Raw genomic sequence first — 23,578 nt, 5'->3', positions numbered from 1 at the left:
AGTGAAACGATTAATGACTATAATGACGCTTTGCATCGGCTGCTTTATGGTGGCCGATGCTCAGTCGTCGTTTACCCAGAGGCTGCAACAGAGCAAGAACGGCGAGGGCAAGATAACCCTTACGCAGACTAAGGCCATCGACGAGCTGGTTAACGGTCCGGCTACTACTGCGGCTACCACAGGTACTACACCTGTACACCCCAAGAACACTCAGAAACAAACAGAGAAGAAAGAAAACAATACTGCTACAAACACAAATCAGGATAAGGAAACAAAGCCGAAGGTACAGCCCGTAGTGGTTGAACACAACGACACCGTGAGTCTTGACAACCCCGAGGAAATCCAGAAAAAGATTATGAAGGGTACCAAGGTGCCAGGCTATCGCGTACAGGTGTATGCAGGCGGCAACTCACGTAACGACCGTATCAAGGCCGAAAGAATAGGCAGTGAGATCAAGGGCTTGTTCCCTGGCGTACCTGTCTATGTACATTTCTACTCACCACGATGGATTTGCCGCATGGGCAACTATCGTACCTACGAGGAGGCACACGAGGTGCTGGAGCGTGTAAAGCGAAACGGCTACCAGTCGGCCATCATCGTAAAAGGTAAAATCACCGTACAATATCAATAATGAATATAGAGATTAAGGAATACGACAACGAGAAATATCGCGAGGGAATCGAGGAATTAGCCGATCACTACGAGAAGATACTCGGCCTTTTGGGCGAGGATCCTACCCGTGAGGGTTTGAAAAAGACCCCTATGCGCGTGGCCAAAGCCATGCAGGTGCTTACCAAAGGCTACACAATGGATGCCCACAAGATTCTGACCGATGCCCTGTTTAAGGAGGACTACAACCAGATGGTGATTGTAAAGGACATCGACTTTTTCTCGCTGTGCGAACACCACATGCTGCCATTCTACGGTAAGGCACACGTGGCTTATATCCCTAACGGCTACATCACCGGTCTGTCGAAGATAGCCCGCGTGGTGGATATCTTTGCCCACCGTCTGCAGGTTCAGGAGCGCATGACGCAGCAGATTAAGGACTGCATTGAGCAAACCCTGCACCCCTTAGGTGTGATGGTGGTGATCGAGGCCAAGCACATGTGCATGCAGATGCGCGGTGTGGAGAAACAGAATAGCATTACTACAACAAGCGACTTCAGCGGTGCCTTTAATCAGGCTAAGACCCGTCAGGAGTTTATGAACCTCATACACAATAATCAAATCTAAAACAAAAAAGGTATGTATCAAGCTGACATTGACAACAACACAAACTACAGAACCAACGAGTCGTTTACACAGGAGTTTACCCGCAGCTGTCTGGGCCGCATACTCATCTTCGGCGTCATTATCCTGGTAGGTATGCTGGTAGCTTACTTTACCGCTCCTAAAGAGGAAGACATGAACGAGGAGATGACCGATAACCTGATGCAGTGCCTGGAGGTTAACGACGGCATCAAGGGCGATGTGGTGGATGACTATGTACACAACTTGACATTTATCTTTACCACCGCAGATACCACAGTGATAGCACAGGACGACTTGGAGATTTTCCACAAGTACAACCGTCTGGTATCCTATCGTCATACGTTCTACTCCACCTCTTACATCTACAACAACATGCACCCCGAGGGCACTCGCGTAGGTGTAGGTATGTTCGGCATCATCATCCCAACGGTATTCTTCGAGGATATCCTGCTCGAGGTGGGCACCATCCATAAAGGCTACGAGCAGCGCCTGAATCAGCCTGAAGTTAAAGAGCCCGAGGAGGTAGATCTGGGACAGACACCCGAAATCCGCGAGTTCCACTACAAGGGCAACGAGGACGACTAACCGCAAACTTATTGCGAACTAATTATTATCAATTATATGAAGACCAGGACTTTACTGAGCATCGCCCTGATGCTCTGTGCCTCAACGAATATGCAGGCACAAAACCATGCTGCAAGCAAGCATGAGAACATAGTTACAAACATGATCGACAACCCCATGCTGTGGGCCGATGTACCCGACCCCGACATCATCCGCGTGGGCGATACCTTCTATCTGGTATCCACCACCATGCACCTGATGCCTGGCGCACCCATCATGAAGTCGAAAGACCTGAAGAACTGGGAGACCGTGGGTTACATCTTCGACAAGCTGACCGACTCGCCCAAGTACGACCTCTCGCCTACCGAGGGTACCGTTTACGGACGCGGACAGTGGGCCACATCGCTCAAATACCACAAGGGTAAGTTCTATGCCCTGCTGGCTCCCAACGAGCGTGGTGCCATGGGCGATACCTATATTTTTACTGCCGACAAGGCCGAGGGTCCATGGAAGATTGTGTCGCGCATGCGCCACTTCCACGACTGCTCGCTGTTCTTCGACGATGACGATCGCGTGTACGTAGTATATGGTACAGGCGAGATGATGGAGCTGAAGCAGGACCTCTCGGATGTGATTGAAGGCACCCACCGACAGATTTTTAAGCGCGAAGCCGACGAGACCGGACTGCTTGAGGGTTCGCGTATGATTAAGCATAACGGCAAGTATTACCTGCTGATGATTTCGCATGTGTATGCCCCTGGCCGCCATCGCCGCGAGGTGTGCTACCGTGCCGATAATATCCAGGGCCCTTACGAGAAGGCTACCATCCTGCAGTCGGAGTTCGGTGGCTTTTCTTACGAGGCACAGGGAACCATTGTTGATACTCAGGATGGCGACTGGTATGGTGTGATTTTCCAGGACCGTGGCGGTGTGGGCCGTGTGCTCACCTTGATGCCCTGCCGCTGGATTGACGGTTGGCCTATGCTGGGCGACGAGGAAGGCCGTGTGCCCGACCGCGTTCGTGCACTGAAGAATGGCGAACCCGAGGCATCTATCGTAAAGGCCGACGACTTTTCATCAGATAAGTTAGGTTTGCACTGGCAGTGGAATCACAACCCCGTAGATAAGGCCTGGAGCCTGACCGAACGCCCAGGTTACTTGCGACTGAAGACCAGTCGTGTGGTGCCCAACCTGTATCTGGCCCCCAATACACTTACCCAGCGCATGGAAGGCCCACAGTGTTCAGGTGCTATCGTGATGGATCTCTCGAAGATGAAGGATGGCGACTGCGCCGGACTTTCTGCTTTCAACAGCGATTCAGGCACCCTCACCGTTAAGAAGAACGGCAAGAAGTACACCCTCGAGATGAGCGAGACCAAGGTGACGCTGAGTCCGCGCGAGAAGAAGGTGGAGAAGGTGGAGGAAAAGGTTGTAGCAACTGTAGCACTGCAACAACTGCAGCAAAAGAAACTGTGGCTGCGCATCGATGCCGATTTCCGTCCGCAGGGCGGTCAGGGTATCGACACCGCCAAGTTCTACTACAGCCTCGACGGCCAGGAGTGGCAGCAGATTGGCAGCGACTACCGTCTGAAGTTCGACTGGCAGCGCTTCTTCATGGGTTCAAAATTCGGTATCTTCAACTACGCCACCAAGAAAGCGGGCGGCTACGTGGATATCGACGAGTTTGCATATAACAAAATCCAATAATCATTATGAACAGAATTTCAATAGCCATTCTTGCCTTGCTGGCACCAATAGCTATGTGTGCACAAGGTGTAAAGATCGAGTTTTTTACACCTTCTGTTGTACATGTGGTAAAGTACCCAGGGCAGCCAGTAACACCCGAGAGCAAGGTGATTATAGCCAAGCCTCAGGAAGTAAAGCTTACCCGCAAGGGCAGCACCACATCGAGTAGCGAGCTAACAGTGAAGCTCGACGAGAAAACGGGCTGCATCACATTCCTTGATGCCAAAGGAAAAGTGCTGCTACGCGAAAAGTCGCACACGTTTACCCCACTCAACCAGACCTTTACGCTTGATAAAGGCGAGGCTATCTACGGTCTGGGCACCATTCAGAACGGCAAGATGAACCGTCGTGGCGAGCATAAGCGCATGGAGCAGAGCAATCTGGAGGACTTCCAGAACGTGATCCAGAGCATCAAGGGTTGGGGCCTGTATTGGGATAACTACGCCCCCACCCAGTTCGACGATGATGCACGCGGCATGTCGCTTACCTCTGAGGCTGGTGATGTGATCGACTATTACTTTATGTATGGTGGTTCGGCCGATGGTGTGATTGCACAGATGCGCTTCCTGAGTGGCGATGTACCTATGTTCCCACTGTGGACGTATGGTTTCTGGCAGTCGAAGGAACGTTACAAGACCGCAGCCGAAACCGAGAGCATTGTTGATAAATACCGCGAGCTGCAGGTGCCCCTGGATGGTATTATCCAGGACTGGCAGTACTGGGGTTCCAACTACCTGTGGAACGCCATGGACTTCCTGGCGGAAGACTTTGCCAACGGCAAGCAGCTGATTAAGAACGTACATCAGAAGCATGCCCACTTCATGATCAGTATCTGGGCCAGCTTCGGACCTATGACACAGCAGTTCCGCGAGCTGGATGCCAAGGGCCTGCTGCTGCCCATCGAGACATGGCCGCAGAGCGGTATCTCGCACATCTGGCCTCCACGCATGGACTATCCTTCGGGTGTAAAGGTGTACGATGCCTTCAGTCCCGAGGCCCGCGCCATCTATTGGAAATACCTGAAGAAGCTGTACGATTACGGCACCGATGCCTGGTGGATGGACTCTACCGATCCCGACTTCTTCAACCCCAAGGAGAGCGACTACCAGCACCCTGTTACCGGCGGTACTTGGCGCTCGCTGCGTAATGCCTTCCCACTCGAAACCGTACGCGGTATCTATCAGGCACAGCGCAAGGACGATCGCGGCAAGCGTATCTTCATCATGACACGCTCGTCGTTTGCAGGACAGCAGCACTATGGCTCAAACATGTGGAGTGGCGACGTAGCCTCGTCGTGGGAGATGCTGCGCAATCAGATTCCCGCAGGCTTGAGCTTCACCCTCACCGGTAACCCCAACTTCAACACTGATATCGGCGGTTTCTTCTGTGGTTCGTACAACACCAAGGGCTCTGGCTCAGCACCTAAGAACCCACAGTTCCAGGAGCTGTATGTACGCTGGATGCAGTACGGACTGTTCTGCCCCGTGTTCCGCAGTCATGGTGCCGATGCCCCTCGCGAGATATGGCAATTCGGCGAGCCCGGCACCCCCGTTTATCAATCTATCAAAAATTTGATTGATTTCCGTTACCGCCTTATACCTTACTTATATAGTACCGCCTCGCAGGTTACCAACAACAACTTTAGCTACATGCGCCCGCTGTTCAGCGACTTTGCCGCCGACAAGAAGGTGTGGGACATGACCGATGAGTTTATGTTCGGTCGTAGCATCCTGGCCTGCCCCATTGTAGAGGCCCAGTACACCCAGGAAAAGATTATCAAGGAAGATGCCATGACCGGCTGGGACCGTAAGGAGGTTACGGGCGAGCCTGCCGCACAGGCAGACTGGACCGAAACCAAGACCGCAACCAAGTACCTGCCAAAGGGTGCCAACTGGTACGACTTCTGGACAGGCAAGCTATATAAGGGCGGACAGAACGTGGTGCTTACTACCCGATTCGACCAGGTACCGATGTTTGTACGTGCCGGTAGCATTGTGCCATTGGGTCCTGTGATGCAGTACGTAGGCGAGAAGCCTTGGGACAACCTCGAGATACACATCTACCCAGGTGCCGATGCCGAGTTCTCGCTGTACGAGGACGAGGGTGATGGTTACAATTACGAGCAGGGTTACTACTCTAACATCATCTTTACCTGGACCGACCGCACCCGCACGCTGCACATCAGTGCCCGCCAAGGCGGTTACAAGGGCATGATACTTGAACGCAAATTTACACTGATGTTACCCGATGGCACTACCAAGACCATCGATTACAACGGCAATCAAGTAACAGTCAAGTTATAAATCGAGAACACGAAACGGAAAAAACAAAGAGAGAGACCCGAAAGTCTCTCTCTTTTCTGTGATCCGCTTGGGGCTCGCGCTCGGCGACGAAGGAGACGCTTTGACCTTGGTCAAAGAACCCTTGGGTGAGAGCCCCCAACGGTGAAACAAAAAAGAGAGGCTAAAAAACCTCTCTTTTCTGTGATCCGTTTGGGATTCGAAATCTGAAATGCTTTGAAATAATTATGAAACGCTTTGCTTTGTAAATCAGCGACTTGCAAAGTTAAATATATTAAAGCGTTTCAAAAATGTGGTGCAATATTTTGGTTTTGTGGTGCAAAAATACTACCTTTGCACCACATTAATAACACGCTTTAATAATAAAATAGGTATGAAAGGACTAACAATAGTAAAGAGAACAAGCAAGCAAGAAGGAACCATTCGGCTTCGTTTTCGTCTGCGCGATGGCAGAGGTGTTGACTTGTATCATAAGAGCGACATTGACGCAGACCTAAAGGATTTGGATAAGTTTACTGCTACTGGAGAATTGAAACCCCGTATGAGCATCTATAACAAGCAACTGAAACTTGACATTGATACGGAGATAGATGCTATGGAAACCGCATATCGCCAATTATGCGAGGTTAAGGACAAAACTCGTATTACGGCAGAAGACTTTGAAAAAGCTATATCAGAAGTGTTGCATCCTCAAAAGAATGTGAAAGCCCTAACAGAACTAACTCTGATTGACAGATTCTCAAAGTATATTGAGGATGGCTTGCGGGATGGCAACTTTGGCGAGGGCAGACAAAAGCATTATAAGGTCTCATTAGGTGAACTCACCAGATTCCTCACTATCCAACATAGGTTAAAGGTTACTCCCTCAGAATTTGATGCGGATGACCTAATGGATTTCCGCCAATTTCTTTTCGATGAATACAAGTATGTTGATAAGCACAAGAGCTTATACGATATGTTTTCTGCAAGGAATGTTCCTACAGCTCGCCGTGACCAGAATACGGTTGCTACCAAAATGAAGAAGATTCAGGCTTTCTTCAATGAACTTATTGAGAAAGGAGAACTTAGTATTTCACCTTTTATTCATCTGGGAAGGAATAAGAAGCGTACAATGATGCGTGAATCATACGATCCTCCTATTTTCCTTCTGCAAGAAGAGTTCTTAAGGGTTATGAATACCATAGTGCCAGAGTATTTACAGGAAACAAAGGACGCTTTCATATTGCAATGCGCTTTTGGCTGCCGTATAAGCGAGTTCAAAAGATTGTCTATGGATAATGTTGCCGTCTCAGACGACGGTATCATGTATATACACTATCTTCCAGAAAAAACGCTAAGGGAGAATGTTGGACGTATAGAGATTCAAACTCCTGTAATGCGATTCGCCTATGACATCATCATGAAATACAAATTCAACTTCCATATACTTAAGTATGTCAGTGGCAAAAGTGGCTATAACGTGAAAATTAAGGAACTCATGAAGCATTGTGGTATAGACCGCAAGTGTGCAGTATTTGATGAGGAGCTGGGTAATAACAAGTATCAGCCTCTTTACGAGTTGGCAAGTAGTAAGACATGTCGCAAGACGCATGTAGATATTCTGACCAAGGCCCAAATCAACATGTATGCAGCAGGGCTGCATCAAGAAGGCAGCGATGCCGTTAATCACTATACTCATATGGATATGAAGGACAGGTTTATGCTGATGTGCTATGCATACAAGCAGCCAGTATATTATACTAATAAGGATTTAAAGATTGTAAAGTAAGGTATGGCAAACAATAGTTTAGACGAATTTTATAAGGACTTGGACAAGGAATATGGGAAATCTATCGAGGACAGAAACGTTGATTATATAAAATCATTACTCAAATTGCGCGAACAGCCAGACGGAAAAATTGACGATAATATCCAGCCACCTTCTTTACAGTCTACGGCAGAGGTGATTATCCTGATTATGACGAGACACGATATTCCATTCGAGCAGTTCTGTGAGAAAGATAGGGGTCATAAACGCGTAATCGAGTATATCTTCATACGTGGTGTCAAGCATCGCAGTGAGATTATAGGATTCCTCAAACAGCTGCTGAGTAAGTCTATTCCTGGCCTTGGCCCGAAATTAGTATTGGGTTTTATAAGGCTGTTAGACCAGTTTATCCCTAAAGACAAGCCCACGTCGTTCCTGAATGTGATACAATTCCCTGAAAAGGCGAAGGAAATTATGGACACTCTCCACTTTATGACAAACGGTTATGTCGGCAAAGACGCAGCATTGGTAATGGTTGTTGCACAGGAAGAAGGGTTAATCAAAAGCTGCAGGTATGAGGACATCAAGGAGGAATTCCCGTCCATTCATCAGAAAGCATACAACAAAGATCTCTCATCTCTGCACGATAAGACCTATGAGGACTTGAAAGTTCCAATAAGAGCAGCGTTGAGAACGAGAATCGGCTACACCAAGAAAGAGGATGGCCGAATAGTATTTAAAAAGACCTCTATGTCACCACGAAATATGTTGTTTCAGTTCTGGCGATGGATAATGTCGTTCTTCTATTAAGCACGAAGCAAAACCTGTTTATACCAAGGTCTGTAATCTCCCGGTTACAGGCCTTTTTTAATACCTTTTTGCGTTAAATCTGATTAACAGAAGTAGCTTTCGGTAGTCGGCTACCACGAGCTACTCAAAATAAATCAATCGTATTTCAAAAAGTCGTACCTTCGCACCGTGAAATCGCTGCAAGCCTCATTGCAGAGGATGGATCCCAACAGGTGCGAGGCCAGCGTTTGGCCGTGAGGATCGCTAAAAGAACCTGTTACAATTTGAGATGAAATCTATTTCAATGTTTGAATCCTCAGATTCAAATACAGTAGTCATAACCACTGTAGATGTCCTGAAATCGGCATTCTTTGCTTGGGCTGACGAAATGGCCCAGGCTCGAAAAGAAGCTGAGAAGGATGTGATGATTGACGAGGCTGCTGTGATAAAACGACTGCATAAGAGCAGGGCTACTCTCTGGCGCTGGAATGCCAGCGGCTACCTTCCTTGTTTCAAATTGGGAGGGAAGAATCAGTATAAGTTGTCTGATGTGGAACGTATAGAGAAAGGATTGAAGCAATGAGCATCTTTGACTACATGAACCATTTCTGGGACGCAAATGAGAACGACCCATGTTCCTTGAGTGAGAACTCACTCTTCTTCTATCTACTCTATGAAGCCAACCGCCAGCACTGGGTGATGCCCTTTAAATGCAACACCCAGCTGCTGCTGGCACGGCTGAACACTTCAAAGCAGAACATTATGAAGGCAAGGGAAGGACTTCGCAAGCGAGGGCTTATTAACTTTAGCAAAGGAGAGGGGAAAGGCAGACCGGCACTATACACTCTCAATTTTGATGTTAAAGTTTGTAAGGATGTGCCATCGCAATCGTTGCCACCGCAGTTGTCCGAGATGTTGACCCCGGGATTGACTCAACAGTTGACTACTGAGTTGACCCAAACGTTGCCCCCTTCTAAGATAGAAGAGAAAGATATAAACATTGAAGAAGTGAAAGAAGAAAATCCTTCCTCTCTCTCGAAATCGAAGAAAGCGTTGTCTCTTTCTGAACTGAAGGAACTGCTTCTCAACGACCATCCTTGGCAACAAGATTTGATAGTCCGACTGGCCAAGAATGGAATAACTCTCGACGAAGAGGCTCTAAAAAAGCTGATAAGTGACTTCTTCCTGGCCCAAGAACAGAAAGGCTGTAAGGGAAAGGAAGAAGCTGACTGCCGTACTTACGTGTATAATTGGATATGCTATCAATACAGGAATAACAATCATGGCAAGATATCAAAGTACAATGGAAAAACTGGCTCTGCTGAGATCTCAGCTAACAAGCCAGAGGACTACACAGGGGTTTGCTAAGTTCCCAATGTCAACAGAAGAAGCGTTCGTTTTTATCGAGACTGCTCTGCGATTAGAGGTGGCAAATCGTGGCAAGACGTTTATAAACAGTGACGAACTGCGAGGCCACATATACCAGATAGCAGAACTATTCACCAAGCCCACGTCAAAATTCGGCATACTGTTGTGCGGCGGTGTTGGAAATGGCAAGAGTTCTATGATGTATGCGCTGCGAAATCTTATCAGCAGGCTGGAAATACCCAATAATGGTACCACCTCAGTTGGCAACTACACTCTGAGGGTAGAGAGCGCAAAGTATCTTTGTGACGAGATCATGGTCAGGCGAGACAATCTTTTGACTTTTCGAGACCTTTCTATGCTTGGCATAGATGACTTGGGTGAAGAAGAAACCGTCATACAGAATTACGGTAACCGTCAGACTCCCGTGATAGATCTGCTTTCATATCGATATTGCAGAATGCTTTTCACGATGGTTACGACCAATCTAACGCCAGCTCAGATACGTACAACCTATGGTGACAGAATAGCAGACCGCTTCAACGAGATGATGCTTATTCTTCCCTATCGTTTTCCATCGTTCAGGACACCGCAACCTTCTGGAAGTAACGTGACTTGACGGTCAGGGGCAACTATTTGCAAAAATGGTGTAGCTTACTATACCAAAATTTGTGGTTTGTGTATTGCATACACCACCGCCGCGAACAGTGTCGCTAAATTTAGGTAAGTAAGCCACGGGGCTTTGCCCCTTTGGATTCCCCAGCAGGAAGTGGCCTCTCCCTGCACCCACCGTCCAAGGCGCTGCCCTGGAAACCTGCCAAGGGCTGCTTGCCCTTTGGAAACCTCACAAGGGGGTGACCCTCCCCCTTGACCGCCCCGCTCAGAGGTCTCAACCTCTAAGAACTCCGACCAAGGAGCTTCCCTGGACCCTGCAATATTCAGACAATTAAAATTGACAAACTATGGCTAAAGGTGATAGATATGTTGTCCTGACTATGGACAAGCAAACTGGTAACGCGGGAGGATTGTCTGCCCACATCGACCGCGAAGTATATGATGCCAAGACGGACAGGATGGTTCCGTTCCGTCCGAAAAGCGTCCGTGACGATTCACGTACTGCACTCAACCGCGAATGTATTGAGAGCGCAAAGAAGACAGGTCGTACACAAGCCATCTGGAACCGCCTCCGTGAAGAGGGCTTTTCAAGATCGACTTCTGAAAAGGATAAAACGGAAGGGAAAAAGAAAACCCGCAAGGTCAAGGATGATGCCGTCATTGCCTTGTGTTTCGTTTGCAGTTCCGATGAGGACACCATGAAGCAACTTGAAGAAGAAGGTAAGCTCGACGAATGGATAGACTCAACTATTGACTGGTTTCGTAAGGAGTTCGGTAGCGAGAATGTGGTGTCGGCTGTCCTGCACATGGACGAGACGACTCCGCATCTGCACGTTACGGTAGTCCCTATTACCCATGAAGCGCCCAAGCCCCGTAAGGAGAAACCCAAGTTCGACGAGAACGGCAGTCCCATCCGAAAGTATGAGACCGACAAGGATGGCAACATCATCCTTGACGAGAAAGGCAAGGCAATCATCAAGAAGCGCTCCTACAAGAAACAGGAAGTAACTGCCCGACTCTCTGCCAAGGACATCTGCAATCCTGTAGCAATGGAGCGTTGGCAGACGGACTATGCACTTGCTATGGCTCCTTTTGGCTTACGCCGGGGCATTGCTGGAAGCAAACAAAAGAGAGTGCCGCCCGCAGAATGGAATCTTCAACAAGTCAACGGTAAGCTCATGGCCGTTGAGAAGGAAGTGGAAAAACAGAATGCCGTCATGAAGGCCAATGAAGCAAAGATAGAAGGTCAGAAAGCTGAGATAGAGCAGATGGCAAAGGCTTCCATGTTCGACAAACTCCTGAACAGTGGTCTTAGTTCAGCAGTCAGGAAGGCAATGGAAGACGAGAAAGCAGCCCACGAAGCGGAACTGCTCCAAGCCACGATAGCCCATGACAAGCAAGGCTACAAGTACTACTGGGAATCGGGCGACAAGAAAGGCCAGGTCCTGACATGGGAAGAGTTGGCAAGATGCCTTGAAGAAGAGAAGCGTGAACAAGCTCTCCTTGCTGAAGGTGACAAGGAAGCTGCCGTTGAGAAAGCGAAGAACGAGGCTATACGAGAACATGAAGCAGCAATGGCCGAAATGAAGGAGGACTATGACCAAAAACTCAAGAGAGCCAGTCTGGCCTTTGATAAGAACGGCAATCCTATCATGAAGGACTTTGGTTTGGGAAATCGCCAGCAGATCACTAAGGTCGAACGAATCGAGATGCTTGAAAAAGAACTGTCTGATGCCAAGAAAGCCAACGATGACCTGTTGGACAGACTGAAAGTCTTGCGCGACCTTATCTTTGCGTTCTGCTCATTGAACTTCAAAAAGGTGGTCAAAATCGTATTTGACCAGTGGAGGAAAGGTTTCAAAGAGTTCACCAAGGACTTGAAAGACATCCTTCAGGAAGCCATGAGTGGAGAGAAAACGGAGAAAGGACGACAGGGCTACGTTGAAGATACATTCCATTTTGCCAAGATGATGGCCAAGACTGATCCTGACTGCAAACTTGACTTCGAAGATTTGGAGCCCCTCCATGAGGATGCCATGCGTATCGCTGATGGCACCTGGGACTCGTACCACGAGAAAATTGAGAAGCGCAATCAGCTCTTTGATGCAGCAGTCAAGGCTGTAATAGAGATGGGCAACTGTTCATCCCAGCGTCGCCTGAACCAAGATCAGGCCAATAAGATAGAAGCCTTCCTTGCCTTCGATGGTGGTGACAGGGATGAACTATGCAAAGAGATATGGGCAAAAGCAGGCCCCAAAATCGAGCGATTTTGGCGGGATATAACCCAAAGTGCGCTTGAAGACCTGCGCACAGGTGAAATTTATGTCCGGAGTCACAAGGCATCTCTATCACGTTAATATATGAACTTCTTGCAGCAAGATGGTACGATTACTAAGTTAATTCACACTAAATCCAGTAGTACTGACAAAGTTTGGCCTTTTATCGCACTGACATCAAAGCTGTAAGCCTGATAGCCTTTTTGATTAAGCATCGGGATGTAGTCGTTGATAGTTGTCTCGTTCATTTTAATCTCTTGTCCCTGCCCCGTCAAAGCAACGAGGGCGAGCAATACGGTGATGATGGTTTTCTTGTTCATTTCTTTTTCTTTTGTGATAGTTTTCTGCTTAATGACTTTATCCAGTCCTCAGCACTCTTGATCATCTGCTGGAGTTCGTCTGTCGGCTTCCATCGGGGCGATGGGCTGGCGGAGAAGGACGAGGTAGAAGCGGGGGAAGGTCTTGACGGGGGATGGTCGGCGATGTGGCGGTCTATCTTCTGTCGGGCCTCGGTGCGGAGTACATCATCTTGACATTGCACGAGGCAGTCCTCATCCACAAAGGCGATGTGCCAAAAGGCCATATAGCCGATGACGTAATGCTCTACGGCTGCGGCCTTATCCTCCTCGATGCTGGGGATGCAGGACGAAAGGGGCTGGTGGGGATTCTCACAAATGCCCACCACAGCCCAAGAGAGATTTCAGTTGAGTTTTGCTATGCTATGAGTCTTATAATACCAGTATGTCCACATGATGGAAGGCCAGATCGTAGAAACCTCGGATGACATAATGGAACTCCCTGCCTGGTGCAATGTTTCCAAGACTGTCAAACAGGTTCGACTCTGTTTCAAAGATTTCCTTCATCTGCCGGGCTTTCTCCAACTCTCCACGCTCCAGGTAGAGATATATGGAAGAGCCGAGCCAATCCGCTGCATCGTGACGGTTGCCGAGTCGTAGCAGAGACTGATAGGTGTCTTTGATGATTTGTAGTATGGTGTCTTTCTCACCAAGCAGATAGTAAGGCCTTATCAATTGGCTCCGTGCCTCGATGACCTCCGTCTCATCTCCGAAATGCCTGATGCAATCGATGTAATGGTTTACTGCACGTATCTCGTCGTGGGGCAGGTTCTGCTGGTGGAAAATCTGTGCCATCTGTCCATAAACGCCCATCAGTGTGTTGTAGTCGCAGTCGGTAGCTGTGGTGTCTGCCTGTTCTATGGCATCAAGGTAGGTCTGCAAGGCCATCGGTGCGTCGCCCATGTTCTGATAGGCTCGCCCGAGCAGATAACGGGTAAGCAGTCGGTCATTGTGCGAGCCGTTGCGGTCGAAATGGTCGGCGAGTGACTTGGCAAGCGAGTCGGAAGAAAAGAGTATGCCAGCCTTGTTCTGCGCCTTTAACCGCAGAAGGTCATAGCGCATATGAGTGTCCTTATTCCAGATAGCCTTTTTAACCTCCATGCTGTCAAGCAATAGAAGGGCAGAGTCAGGATTATCGTTGATAATCTCGCTGACTGCCTGTAATTCCTTCGGCATCTGCCCGCCTCCGCATCCCGCAAGCAAAGCTACGGCACATGTTATATAAATGTATATCGTTTTTCGCATCCACAACGCGTTTTATTGGGTGCAAAGGTACAAAAATCTATCTATTTAGGCTGCGTTTTTACGTTTATTAAGTTCTCAATTACTATAGAAGGCAAGAAATCATATATTCAGTGGATCATTTATGAAAGCCATTTGTATTCCTTAGGTGAAACCCCAAATTCTTTGATGAAACTCTTGGTAAAGTAAGAGGCACTGCTAAAGCCAACTTGATACATGACTTCAGAAACAGTGAATCTCTCTTGTTTCAAAAGAACCGCAGCTCTTTGTAACCGCTGCTTGCGAATAAAACTGACGGGGGTTTCACCTGTAAGCTGTTTAAGTTTACGATAAAGCTGTTTTTGATCCATGCATAGTAGGTCACACAACTTCGTAACGTTGAATTCCTCGGAATGCATGTTTGAGTTAATCAGGCTAATAATCCGTTCCATCAGTTCCTCGTCATTGGATAATGCTGGCGAAACTACATTGACAACCTGCATACTTTTTATCCTTGTGTTCTGTTCTATGGCTTTTCTTTTGGTCAGTAACTGAACTATATGGAGCTGTAGCTTACGAAGGTCGAAGGGCTTGGGCATAAACACATCAGCACCACTACGTATGCTTTTCAACTCGGTATTGGAGTCGTCTTTTGCCGTCAACATAATAATGGGAATCAACTCCGTGGAGTGATTATGACGAATGCGGTGACACAACTCGGTTCCATCGATTCCAGGCATCATCTGGTCTGTTATGATGATGTCTGGAATGCGTTCTTCGACGGTTTTCAAGGCTTGTTCGCCACTTAATGCAGTGATGCACTGATATGAGGTTTCCAAAGCTGTGGTCAGGAAATCAAGTATTTCGTGGTTATCGTCGACTATCAATACTATCGGCTTTTCTGAAGTACCGTCTTTAATGTTTTTTTCCGTCACGACAGAAGTAAGAACATTCAAAGGTATTGAGAAAGTCACCTTCAGACCATTGTTATTCTCTGCCTTGACTTCTCCACCATGCAGTTCCACATACTTCTTGACTACTGATAAGCCAATGCCCGATCCATCACGGGAATTCTGTCCCATATAATATCGGTTGAACAGTTTTGGCAAATCACTATCAGACACCCCAGGGCCATTATCTTGCACCGACACAAGAACTTCGGATGCTCTTTTTTCCAATGAAACGAGTATCTTTCCTTTCTCATCGTCTGCATATTTCAGAGCATTTGACAAGATATTACGCATAACCATCTGTATCTTAACCACATCAACATCCATCAAAACAGACGTTTCTGTAGGCTGAAACACCATGCTTATATTGCGTTCCTTTGCCGATGTCTCAAATTCGCTAATACATCCTGAGATCAAGCTACACAAGTCGATATAGGAACTAAGAATCTGAGTTTCACCCTCAGCTTCAAGTTGCTTGAAGTCTAAGATGTGATGAATCAGGTCATTGAGCCGTGAGGCATTGTTCTGGATAGACTTCAGGCTATCCCTTAACTTCGCATTTGAGGTTTCTGAAAGCAGTTTGTTTAGGGGAGCAATTATCAAGCTCAATGGAGTTTTCAGTTCATGTGACATGTTTACAAAGAAATCCATTTTCTCTTGCGTCAATGCCATTACACGTTCGCGCTCACGTTGCTCAAACAGCGCATTCTCACGTCTTTTGTAGTAGTTTATCAAGTAATAAACAACAGATAAGGCGATTAGTGTATAGACTACCCAAGCCCACCATCTGAAAAACCACGGATAAGGAACCTTTATAGTATATTTGCTAACAGATTCTTCTTTAAAGTCTGAATCCGTAGATAGATATATTTCATAACTTCCTCCTGATAGATGCGATAACAAAATACGGTTTGTTCCATTTGGCAGAGAATGCCATTCCCCATCTTCATTTATTTTATACCAAAACACTTCGGAACCCTTTCGGTTGTATGCAAAAGTGGACAAATCAAGCGCAATGTCCTCCCTGCCGTCCAGTGAAATATTATTTTCAAATCGGGGGACACAATCACTTATTGGAATTCCGCCAACCATGATGGAAGAAATGAACACCTTCGAAGGTTTGTCGCCAGAAGACGTTGTATTAAGGAATTGTTTACATATGAAATCCTCTCCACCCCATAAGATAGTATTATCTGAGGGGACATAAGAACCTGCAGTAAAATTGTAATTCGGTCTTACGTAGAAATGTATGGTATTACCTGCTGTTTCAATATAGAATAGCCCATGGGAGGTAGACATCCATACTCTATTGTTATCATGAACAAAAGATTGAATCATGCCGTCTTTTACTTGGAAATCGGTTTCTTCCAGCCTGTCTGTCTGAGTGTCGTATTTGTAAAGTTTCCCCTGTACATCAATCCAAATAACATCATTTACAAGAATCATGTTGTCAATATACATCCGTTTTTTCAGAGTAACCTTACCCGAATTAGTATTGATGGAGGCCAACCCTTTACTGGTATTTGCCCACAACACGCCACTTTTATCGGGAATGAATCTGTAAATCGTGTTGACGATACTGTCCACATCATCAAACTGGTTATCTTTTAAGATGAACGATCCATTACCTGACAACAATGCAGTCTTGTCAACGACATATAGACCACCCATATAGGTCGCTATCCATAACCGGTTCTTATTATCTTCATAGATGTCGTAGGCCCAATTAGCATTTCTGCCCTTCTGGTCGGACAAGGAGAAATAGTCGAAGACATCACGCTGCCTGTTATACCTTGCTATGCTGGCATCTGTGGCAATCCATATCTCATGTTCACGATCCTCATAAATGCTCCTGATATTACTCTTTTTCAAGCCATTTCCCACTTTGAACCATTTATTGCCGTGGTCAGACAGGTGTAGTAAACCATTATCACCACCCATCCATCGTCCTCCGCTTGAATCAACAAGAATCCGGCTAAAGACATTTCCGTCGTTTGAATGTGTTATGGAAGGAAGGGTCGTTGTCTCGAAAACGCTTTCCGACTGAGTGATGGCAACTCCCCTGTCTGTGGCAATCCAAATAATATCATCATCGCAATAAATTTGATGGATAGAATTGCTGGGCAGTCCCTGTGGCGATGAAGCGTCATGGCCGATAGTCTGGATAATGCCTGATTGGGGATTGAGTATCTTCAAGCCAAATTCAGAAGCTAACAGGATGTCGCCAGAAGGAGAAGGAACTATCTGATTGAATGTACTACCAGATGCCACAACCTTTGTAGTCGAGTCCTTTACATTCTGGCAAAGCAAATGATGTTCCGTACCAATCCACAGATTACCATTTGGTCGATCATACCACAATGCATAAACATTATCATCTATCCCTAAATCAAATATACCCCCTTTGTTATCCAAACAAGCAAGTCCTCCATAATGTGCAACATACAACCTGTCATTAACAGGTTCAATTGAATAGATAATATCATCCTTCCCGCTTGGAAGGGTGTACCGTTGCCATATTCTTTTATCTAAATCAAGACAGAACAAACCATTTGACTTCGTTCCTACATATAAAACACCATTATCACATTTAAGTGAACGAACCTCTCCAATTTCTGGAACATCTCCAAATGGCGTAACAAACTGTTCTGTCCTCAGGTTTAGCCACCTAAGACCAGCATCTCCTCCAAGGCATAGGGTCTCTTCATCAACTATCAGAACAGCATAATACCTTCCTTCATATAGCCGTCGGATATTGTAGCCGTCATAAGAGAACAAACCACGTCTTGTAGCAAACCACATCATGCCCAGGCTGTCCTTGCAAACGCTCTCCACGACATTAGCATCGTATGGCAGCACTATCTTATCAAACTGCATCTGTTTGGTGTCAGACGCCGTTGATGCAGATGCCGACAAGAGGACAAATAATGCCATCATGCATCTGTTCAAATATAGTTTTACGCCATTCATGCTGCAAAAATACAAAAAAAATCAGAAACCCCAGTCTTTATGCCAAATGATTTTTGGTTTGTCGCCTTCAAAAGTCAATGGAAGCCATATATAGCGTGAATCTGGCAAATCTGTCTTCTTCCATCGATCAAACATGGCAACATATGTGTCTGGGCGACCAATGACAGGCTGAACGTAAGTACTTTGACCATAGAAGGTTTTGTCTGCTTCTTCACCTATACATGGATTCCCCAGTGATTTCCATTCTCCAAGCATAGAGTCTGCAACAGCTATATCAGCAACATTGGGATCCCATCCAGAGCAGCCAGATGTAAGCAGATAGTATTTCCCATGATGTTTGAATACAGCAGGAGCCTCACGATATTTCTTCTCGAAGTTCCGTGTGAAGGTCTTAGTAGGCTTCAGATAGTCGTCAGTCAATAAATGAATATACATTGTTGCATTGTCTTCTGACGAACATATCTGATATGCTTTTCCGTCGTCATCGACAAAAAGTGTCTGGTCGCGGCTCATTTCTCCGTTAGGTCTAAAACTATCCAAATAGGTGAATGGCCCCGTAGGAGTGTCTGATACTGCCACCCCTGCACTGGCCTTGGAATAGTCGGCACTGTCGATGTGCATCCACATGACAAACTTCTTAGTTTTAGAATTATATATAACTTTAGGACGTTCCACAACCTTTGAGGTGTGCAGGTCATGAAGCGAGTCAGTTTTTTCAGCTCCGAGGACAATTCCTTCGAAATGCCAATTAAGGAGGTCTTTTGAGGAGTAGCAACTTACACCTGTTACTTCAGTACGGTAACACTCCCATGTTGCCCACTCCGGCAAGACGGTCTTGCCCTGTTTGTATTCTCCATACCAGTAATAGGTGCTGCCGTGGTAGAGCATTCCCCCGCCATGGGCGTTAATGACATTGTGTTCATCATCAAGCCAGACCTTTCCAGGGTTGAACCTAAAGTTTCTTTCCTGAGCAAAGCAAGGCTCAGCGATTATCAGTATGAATAACATAACAAGTTTTGTTTTCATAGATTTCATTGTATTGTTTTCAATGTAACTGTTTCTGATATCTTCCGCTGCGAATCTCTTACCTTTAGTGTGAGGTTACCAGCCTTCTTGTCACTACGCACAACGACCACAAGCTGACCGCTGAACAACCTCATGGTAGGTTTCGTGAACGATTCCAGACTGGTGGCATCGCCATTACAGACTGCCTCGAAACGACCTGCTCCAGACACCTCAAAGGTCAGACGGTCGTTGGCATCGGGTATAACAGTTCCCTTTGCATCGGTTAGTGAGACTGTAATAAAAGCGAGGTCTTCTCCATCTGCCTTCAGCCATTCGGCATCATGCTGTGTCCACACGTCAAGTTTCAACTTGGATGGTTTCCCTGCTGTGCTGACAACCTGTTCGCCTGCTTGCTTTCCCTGCTCATCATAGACGACTACCTTCAGCTGGCCCGGCTCATACTTGACATCATTCCACCGCAAGCGGTAACGGTCAAGGCGCTCTTTCGGATTCTTACTGATTTTACCCTGACTCTTGCCATTGACAAACAGCTCGGCTGTAGGATAATCGGTATAGCAATAGACAGGCGTCACCTGTCCACGGCGTTGTTTACCCCAAGTCCAGTGAGGCAGCAAGTGGATGGTGTGGTCTTCCTTCTGCCACTTTGAACGATACAGATAATATCTGTCCTTAGGCAGTCCGGCCAGATCGCATATACCAAAGTACGAACTGCGCGACGGCCAGTACTCATCGTAGGGCGAAGGCTCACCAAGATAGTCATATCCTGTCCATACAAACTCGCCAATGACCCAGTCCTTGTCATCCTGCCATACCCAATCGTCATCGGGCAAATTAGACCAAGAACAATACTGCACGTCATAACTGGAGCACTGCCCGTTGTAATGGTGCTTGCGGAGTTCTGACGATTCCGTGTCAACGGCTTCAGCGACAACAGGGAACTGATATACGCCACGACTGCTGACGGTAGATGCCGTCTCGGAACCCAAGAGGAATCCTTGCGGAAGTTTCTCGATATTATTCTGATACTTATGAACACGGTAGTTGAATCCAGGTACTTCCATAGTCTGGGCGAAGCCACTGCTCAAAGCTGCATCGGCCCTGTCCATACCCTGGGTAACAGGTCGGGAGGGGTCCAGCGCATGGCAGAGGCCTTGCAGACGGACGGCTATTTGCCGACCCTCCTCGCTCCATTGTTCAGGAATCTCATTGCCTATAGACCACATGACAATACTCGGATGGTTGCGATTGGCTAACACCAAGTTGGTTATGTCCTTGTCGCTCCATTCTCTGAAAAAGCGTGCATAGCCGTTCTTGCACTTTGGATATATCCACATATCGAAGCTTTCTGCCATCACCATCATACCCAAAGAGTCACAAATATCCATCTGCCACTGACTCGGCATATTGTGCGCTGTGCGAATAGCATCACAGCCCATCTGCTTCATCATCTTTATCTGACGGATAAGTGCGGCCTTATTGACAGCAGCACCCAAAGGTCCCAAGTCATGATGCAGGCAAACACCTTTCAGTTTGCGTGTCTGTCCATTCAGCTGGAAACCCTTTTCACGGGTTACCCGTATGGTGCGGATGCCCGTTTTGATGCACTTCTCATCGACAACCTTACCTTTCCTGTCAGTAATAGTGGTTATCAGGTTATAAAGATATGGAGTCTCTGGTGTCCACAATTTAGCATCTTCCACATTGAGAGTCGTGTGGAAACTTCCATCATCATTGATATGAATTTCTCTGTTTGTAACAGCAGAATGATCATCAGGAGAGACTAAAGCCACATTTGCAAATACGTTATGATCTGGTTTTAACACCCTGCCTTCTACCTCCAAGATAGCATTGCCATTTTTCTGGCTAACAGTTCGTATATAAATGCTCCAATCGTCGAGATGTGTTTGCTGTGTCAATAAAAGCGTAACAGGACGGTAGATTCCTGCTCCTGGGTACCACCGGCTACTCTCCTCTACATTTTTAAGGTCTACTTCAAGCAGGTTATCACCTTTCTTGACGAATGGTGTTATATCCACTCGGAAGGCGTTATATCCATAAGCCCAGTAACCCGCTTGCTGTCCATTGACGGACACAACAGGTTCTGCCATTGCCCCGTCGAAAATCAATTCTGCATGCTCGTAGCTAGATGGTATAGTCAGCATACGGCGATAATGCCCATCTCCGATCCATGGCAAAGCACCTGAACGCCCACTTTTCTCGGTAGCCTCAGTCTCTCCGTTCTGTTCAATAGCGACCTCCTGAAGGTCCCATTTCTTGTCGAAGGGACCAGCTATGGCCCAGTCGTGTGGAATACTCACATTCTGCCAGGTCTTCTTGTCCTGAGAGAATTGCCAGTCATCGGTCAGCGTTATCTCTTGTCTTACCTGAGCCGATGCGATAACCGTTACCGTTGCCGTAAGAAAAGCGACTAATAGTCCTTTCTTCATATGTCAAAACAGTTTGTTAGGATATACCCCGTCGTCAACGAGTTTCTGGATGCGAGCAACAGTAGCGTCGCGATCAGCTGCATAGGTAACTCCGAACCATTTGCTGGTGGTGTCGAGGACCTCACAGGTGGCTGTACCCTCGGTAATGAGCTTGTTGACCATCAGTGGGATAAAGAACTCGGCTTTCAGGTTCTCCATGTTTTTGGGGTCGCTGAGGAACTCGCGGAAATAAGCCTCGCTATGCTCGAAGTAGTCGGGTGTGAAGCCCCACATGTTCATTGAGACGGGAACGTTCTCCTCCAGTGGTTGCCACTCGCCCTGCTCGTCCTTATAAGAAATAACACCATCAATGCGAAGAATCTCTGTACGCTCCACAACATCCGTCAGGTGTCGCTTGTCGTTATAGGCACAAACACCACGGGCCACAGAGCCGTTTTCCGACAGCGTATTGCACACGCGGAAGCCCACCATCGCATACTGGTTCTTGGCTCCCTCAGGCAGGTTGCTCAGGAACTTGCCAATCTGCATAAAGGCATCACGACCGTAGAAGTCGTCGCAGTTGATAACACAAAACGGCTCCTTAATCACTTCCTTACCCATCAGTACAGCGTGGTTTGTTCCCCAGGGTTTCACACGACCTTCTGGAACAGAGAATCCTGCTGGCAGTGCGTCGAGTGCCTGGAAACAGAGTTCACACTGCACCTTACCCTCGTACTTCGAGAGAATCTGCGTGCGGAACTGCTCCTCGAAATCCTTACGGATGACCCATATGATTTTGCCAAATCCTGCCTGGATGGCATCGTAGATACTATAGTCCATAATGGTCTCACCGTTGGGTCCCAGACCGTCGAGCTGCTTGAGGCCGCCATAACGGCTGCCCATGCCTGCTGCTAAAAGAAATAATGTCGGTTTCATATTTTGTCTAATCTTTAATGTTACGTACTCGTTTTTCCCATTTCCATGCGGCTGCAAGTGTCTCTTCGAGTGTGCGCTCTGCCTTCCAGCCCAGTTCCTCGTTAGCCAACTTAACATCGGCCCAGACGGCAGGAACATCACCAGGGCGACGACCTACAATCTTGTAGTTCAACTTCAGATTGTTCACCTTTTCGAACTTCGTCACCAGTTCCAAGACGGAGACAGGACAGCCTGTGCCGACATTGAATATCTCGTAGTCCTGGCGCATCTTACCCTGAGTCATACGGTTGATGGTAGCCACATGAGCCTTGGCCAAATCCACCACGTCGATATAGTCGCGCAGACAAGTGCCGTCTGGCGTATCATAGTCATTGCCAAATACAGACAGGCATTCACGGATGCCAGCAGCTGTCTGGGTGACAAAGGGCAGCAGATTGTTGGGTACGCCACGGGGCAGTTCACCAATCAATGCTGATGGATGGGCTCCTACAGGATTGAAATAGCGCAGAGCAACACCGTGAAGTACAGGATAAGCCCTGCAACTGTCGCGCAGAATGTCCTCGGCCATCTGCTTCGTATTGCCGTAGGGTGATGTAGCAGGCTGTCGCTCAGTTTGCTCGGTCACGGGCAGATGTTCTGCATCGCCATAGACGGTAGCCGATGATGAGAACAGGATGTTCGGACGATTGTACACTACCATCAACTGGCAGATGTTCATAAACGAGGTCAGGTTGTTCTGGTAGTACATCAGCGGCTTCTCCATCGACTCGCCCACAGCCTTGTAGGCAGCGAAGTGAATGACCGAGTTGAACTTATACTTGTCAAAGACCTTCTTCAGTGCTTCTATATCACAGGTATTCACCAGTTCAAATGGCACATCCACACCTGTTATCTGACGGACACCCTCCACGGCAGCAATCTCCGAGTTCGACAGGTTGTCGACAATCACCACATCATAGCCAGCCTCAATCAGTTCGACGGCAGTGTGCGAGCCGATATAGCCCGCACCGCCTGAAATTAATACACACTCTCTCATT

18 protein-coding genes are annotated in these 23,578 nt (G+C 47.3%); 11 read left to right on the top strand and 7 right to left on the bottom strand.

Annotated features, from left to right (window positions below; all coding sequences use genetic code 11):
* Positions 1 to 13 precede the first annotated feature (13 nt).
* From T499_RS0102835 to mobV, 11 genes are all read left to right on the top strand, one after another.
* Positions 14 to 631: an SPOR domain-containing protein gene (locus T499_RS0102835; RefSeq protein ID WP_081372942.1), complete on the top strand. Its 618-nt coding sequence runs from the start codon at positions 14 to 16 to the stop codon at positions 629 to 631.
* Positions 631 to 1,236 (top strand): GTP cyclohydrolase I FolE, encoded by a 606-nt coding sequence (folE, locus tag T499_RS0102830; RefSeq protein ID WP_033149662.1) that lies wholly within the window; start codon positions 631 to 633, stop codon positions 1,234 to 1,236. Before T499_RS0102835 ends, folE begins: the two co-directional genes overlap by 1 nt.
* Before the next feature lie 12 nt (positions 1,237 to 1,248).
* Positions 1,249 to 1,839 (top strand): hypothetical protein, encoded by a 591-nt coding sequence (locus T499_RS0102825; protein ID WP_033149661.1) that lies wholly within the window; start codon positions 1,249 to 1,251, stop codon positions 1,837 to 1,839.
* A gap of 36 nt (positions 1,840 to 1,875) precedes the next feature.
* Complete coding sequence (locus T499_RS0102820) at positions 1,876 to 3,525, top strand: glycoside hydrolase family 43 protein (RefSeq protein ID WP_033149660.1); 1,650 nt, start codon at positions 1,876 to 1,878, stop codon at positions 3,523 to 3,525.
* Between the two features lie 5 nt (positions 3,526 to 3,530).
* Positions 3,531 to 5,867: a glycoside hydrolase family 31 protein gene (locus T499_RS0102815; RefSeq protein ID WP_033149659.1), complete on the top strand. Its 2,337-nt coding sequence runs from the start codon at positions 3,531 to 3,533 to the stop codon at positions 5,865 to 5,867.
* A 370-nt stretch (positions 5,868 to 6,237) separates the two neighbouring features.
* Positions 6,238 to 7,632, top strand: coding sequence for a phage integrase SAM-like domain-containing protein (locus T499_RS0102810; protein ID WP_033149658.1), 1,395 nt, complete (start codon positions 6,238 to 6,240; stop codon positions 7,630 to 7,632).
* A 3-nt stretch (positions 7,633 to 7,635) separates the two neighbouring features.
* A complete protein-coding gene (locus T499_RS0102805) occupies positions 7,636 to 8,421 on the top strand; it encodes a hypothetical protein (RefSeq protein WP_033149657.1) in 786 nt (261 codons plus the stop codon).
* Between the two features lie 283 nt (positions 8,422 to 8,704).
* Positions 8,705 to 8,983, top strand: a complete 279-nt coding sequence (locus T499_RS0102800; protein WP_232221040.1) for a MerR family transcriptional regulator — start codon at positions 8,705 to 8,707, stop codon at positions 8,981 to 8,983.
* A complete protein-coding gene (locus T499_RS0102795; RefSeq protein ID WP_157054484.1) occupies positions 8,980 to 9,768 on the top strand; it encodes a hypothetical protein in 789 nt (262 codons plus the stop codon). Before T499_RS0102800 ends, T499_RS0102795 begins: the two co-directional genes overlap by 4 nt.
* Positions 9,704 to 10,384, top strand: a complete 681-nt coding sequence (locus T499_RS0102790; RefSeq protein ID WP_198021231.1) for a P-loop NTPase family protein — start codon at positions 9,704 to 9,706, stop codon at positions 10,382 to 10,384. The genes T499_RS0102795 and T499_RS0102790 overlap by 65 nt, the downstream gene beginning before the upstream one ends.
* Before the next feature lie 343 nt (positions 10,385 to 10,727).
* Positions 10,728 to 12,737, top strand: coding sequence for a MobV family relaxase (gene mobV / locus T499_RS0102785; protein WP_033149653.1), 2,010 nt, complete (start codon positions 10,728 to 10,730; stop codon positions 12,735 to 12,737).
* 44 nt (positions 12,738 to 12,781) lie between these two features.
* Here mobV and T499_RS0102780 read toward each other — a convergent pair whose 3' ends face one another.
* The 7 genes from T499_RS0102780 to galE all read right to left on the bottom strand — a co-directional run bounded on the left by T499_RS0102780 (position 12,782) and on the right by galE (position 23,577).
* The gene (locus T499_RS0102780; RefSeq protein WP_033149652.1) at positions 12,782 to 12,976 is read right to left on the bottom strand and encodes a hypothetical protein; all 195 of its coding nucleotides are present in this window, start codon (positions 12,974 to 12,976) and stop codon (positions 12,782 to 12,784) included.
* A gap of 408 nt (positions 12,977 to 13,384) precedes the next feature.
* Positions 13,385 to 14,188 carry a hypothetical protein gene (locus T499_RS0102770; protein ID WP_157054482.1) on the bottom strand — a complete coding sequence of 268 codons (804 nt, stop codon included), beginning with the start codon at positions 14,186 to 14,188 and terminating at the stop codon, positions 13,385 to 13,387.
* A gap of 188 nt (positions 14,189 to 14,376) precedes the next feature.
* Positions 14,377 to 18,120, bottom strand: a complete 3,744-nt coding sequence (locus T499_RS0102765; protein ID WP_232221039.1) for a hybrid sensor histidine kinase/response regulator transcription factor — start codon at positions 18,118 to 18,120, stop codon at positions 14,377 to 14,379.
* Between the two features lie 54 nt (positions 18,121 to 18,174).
* A complete protein-coding gene (locus tag T499_RS0102760; protein WP_033150139.1) occupies positions 18,175 to 19,179 on the bottom strand; it encodes a glycoside hydrolase family 43 protein in 1,005 nt (334 codons plus the stop codon).
* Between the two features lie 5 nt (positions 19,180 to 19,184).
* Positions 19,185 to 21,626: a glycoside hydrolase family 2 TIM barrel-domain containing protein gene (locus tag T499_RS0102755; RefSeq protein ID WP_033149649.1), complete on the bottom strand. Its 2,442-nt coding sequence runs from the start codon at positions 21,624 to 21,626 to the stop codon at positions 19,185 to 19,187.
* Positions 21,627 to 21,629: 3 nt separating this feature from the next.
* Positions 21,630 to 22,541: a sugar phosphate nucleotidyltransferase gene (locus tag T499_RS0102750; protein WP_033149648.1), complete on the bottom strand. Its 912-nt coding sequence runs from the start codon at positions 22,539 to 22,541 to the stop codon at positions 21,630 to 21,632.
* Positions 22,542 to 22,548: 7 nt separating this feature from the next.
* Complete coding sequence (galE, locus tag T499_RS0102745) at positions 22,549 to 23,577, bottom strand: UDP-glucose 4-epimerase GalE (RefSeq protein ID WP_033149647.1); 1,029 nt, start codon at positions 23,575 to 23,577, stop codon at positions 22,549 to 22,551.
* Between the last annotated feature and the right edge of the window lies 1 nt (position 23,578).

The organism is Prevotella sp. RM4 (assembly GCF_000701965.1).
Taxonomy (GTDB): domain Bacteria; phylum Bacteroidota; class Bacteroidia; order Bacteroidales; family Bacteroidaceae; genus Prevotella; species Prevotella ruminicola.
This window is presented reverse-complemented; position numbering and strand designations above follow the sequence as displayed.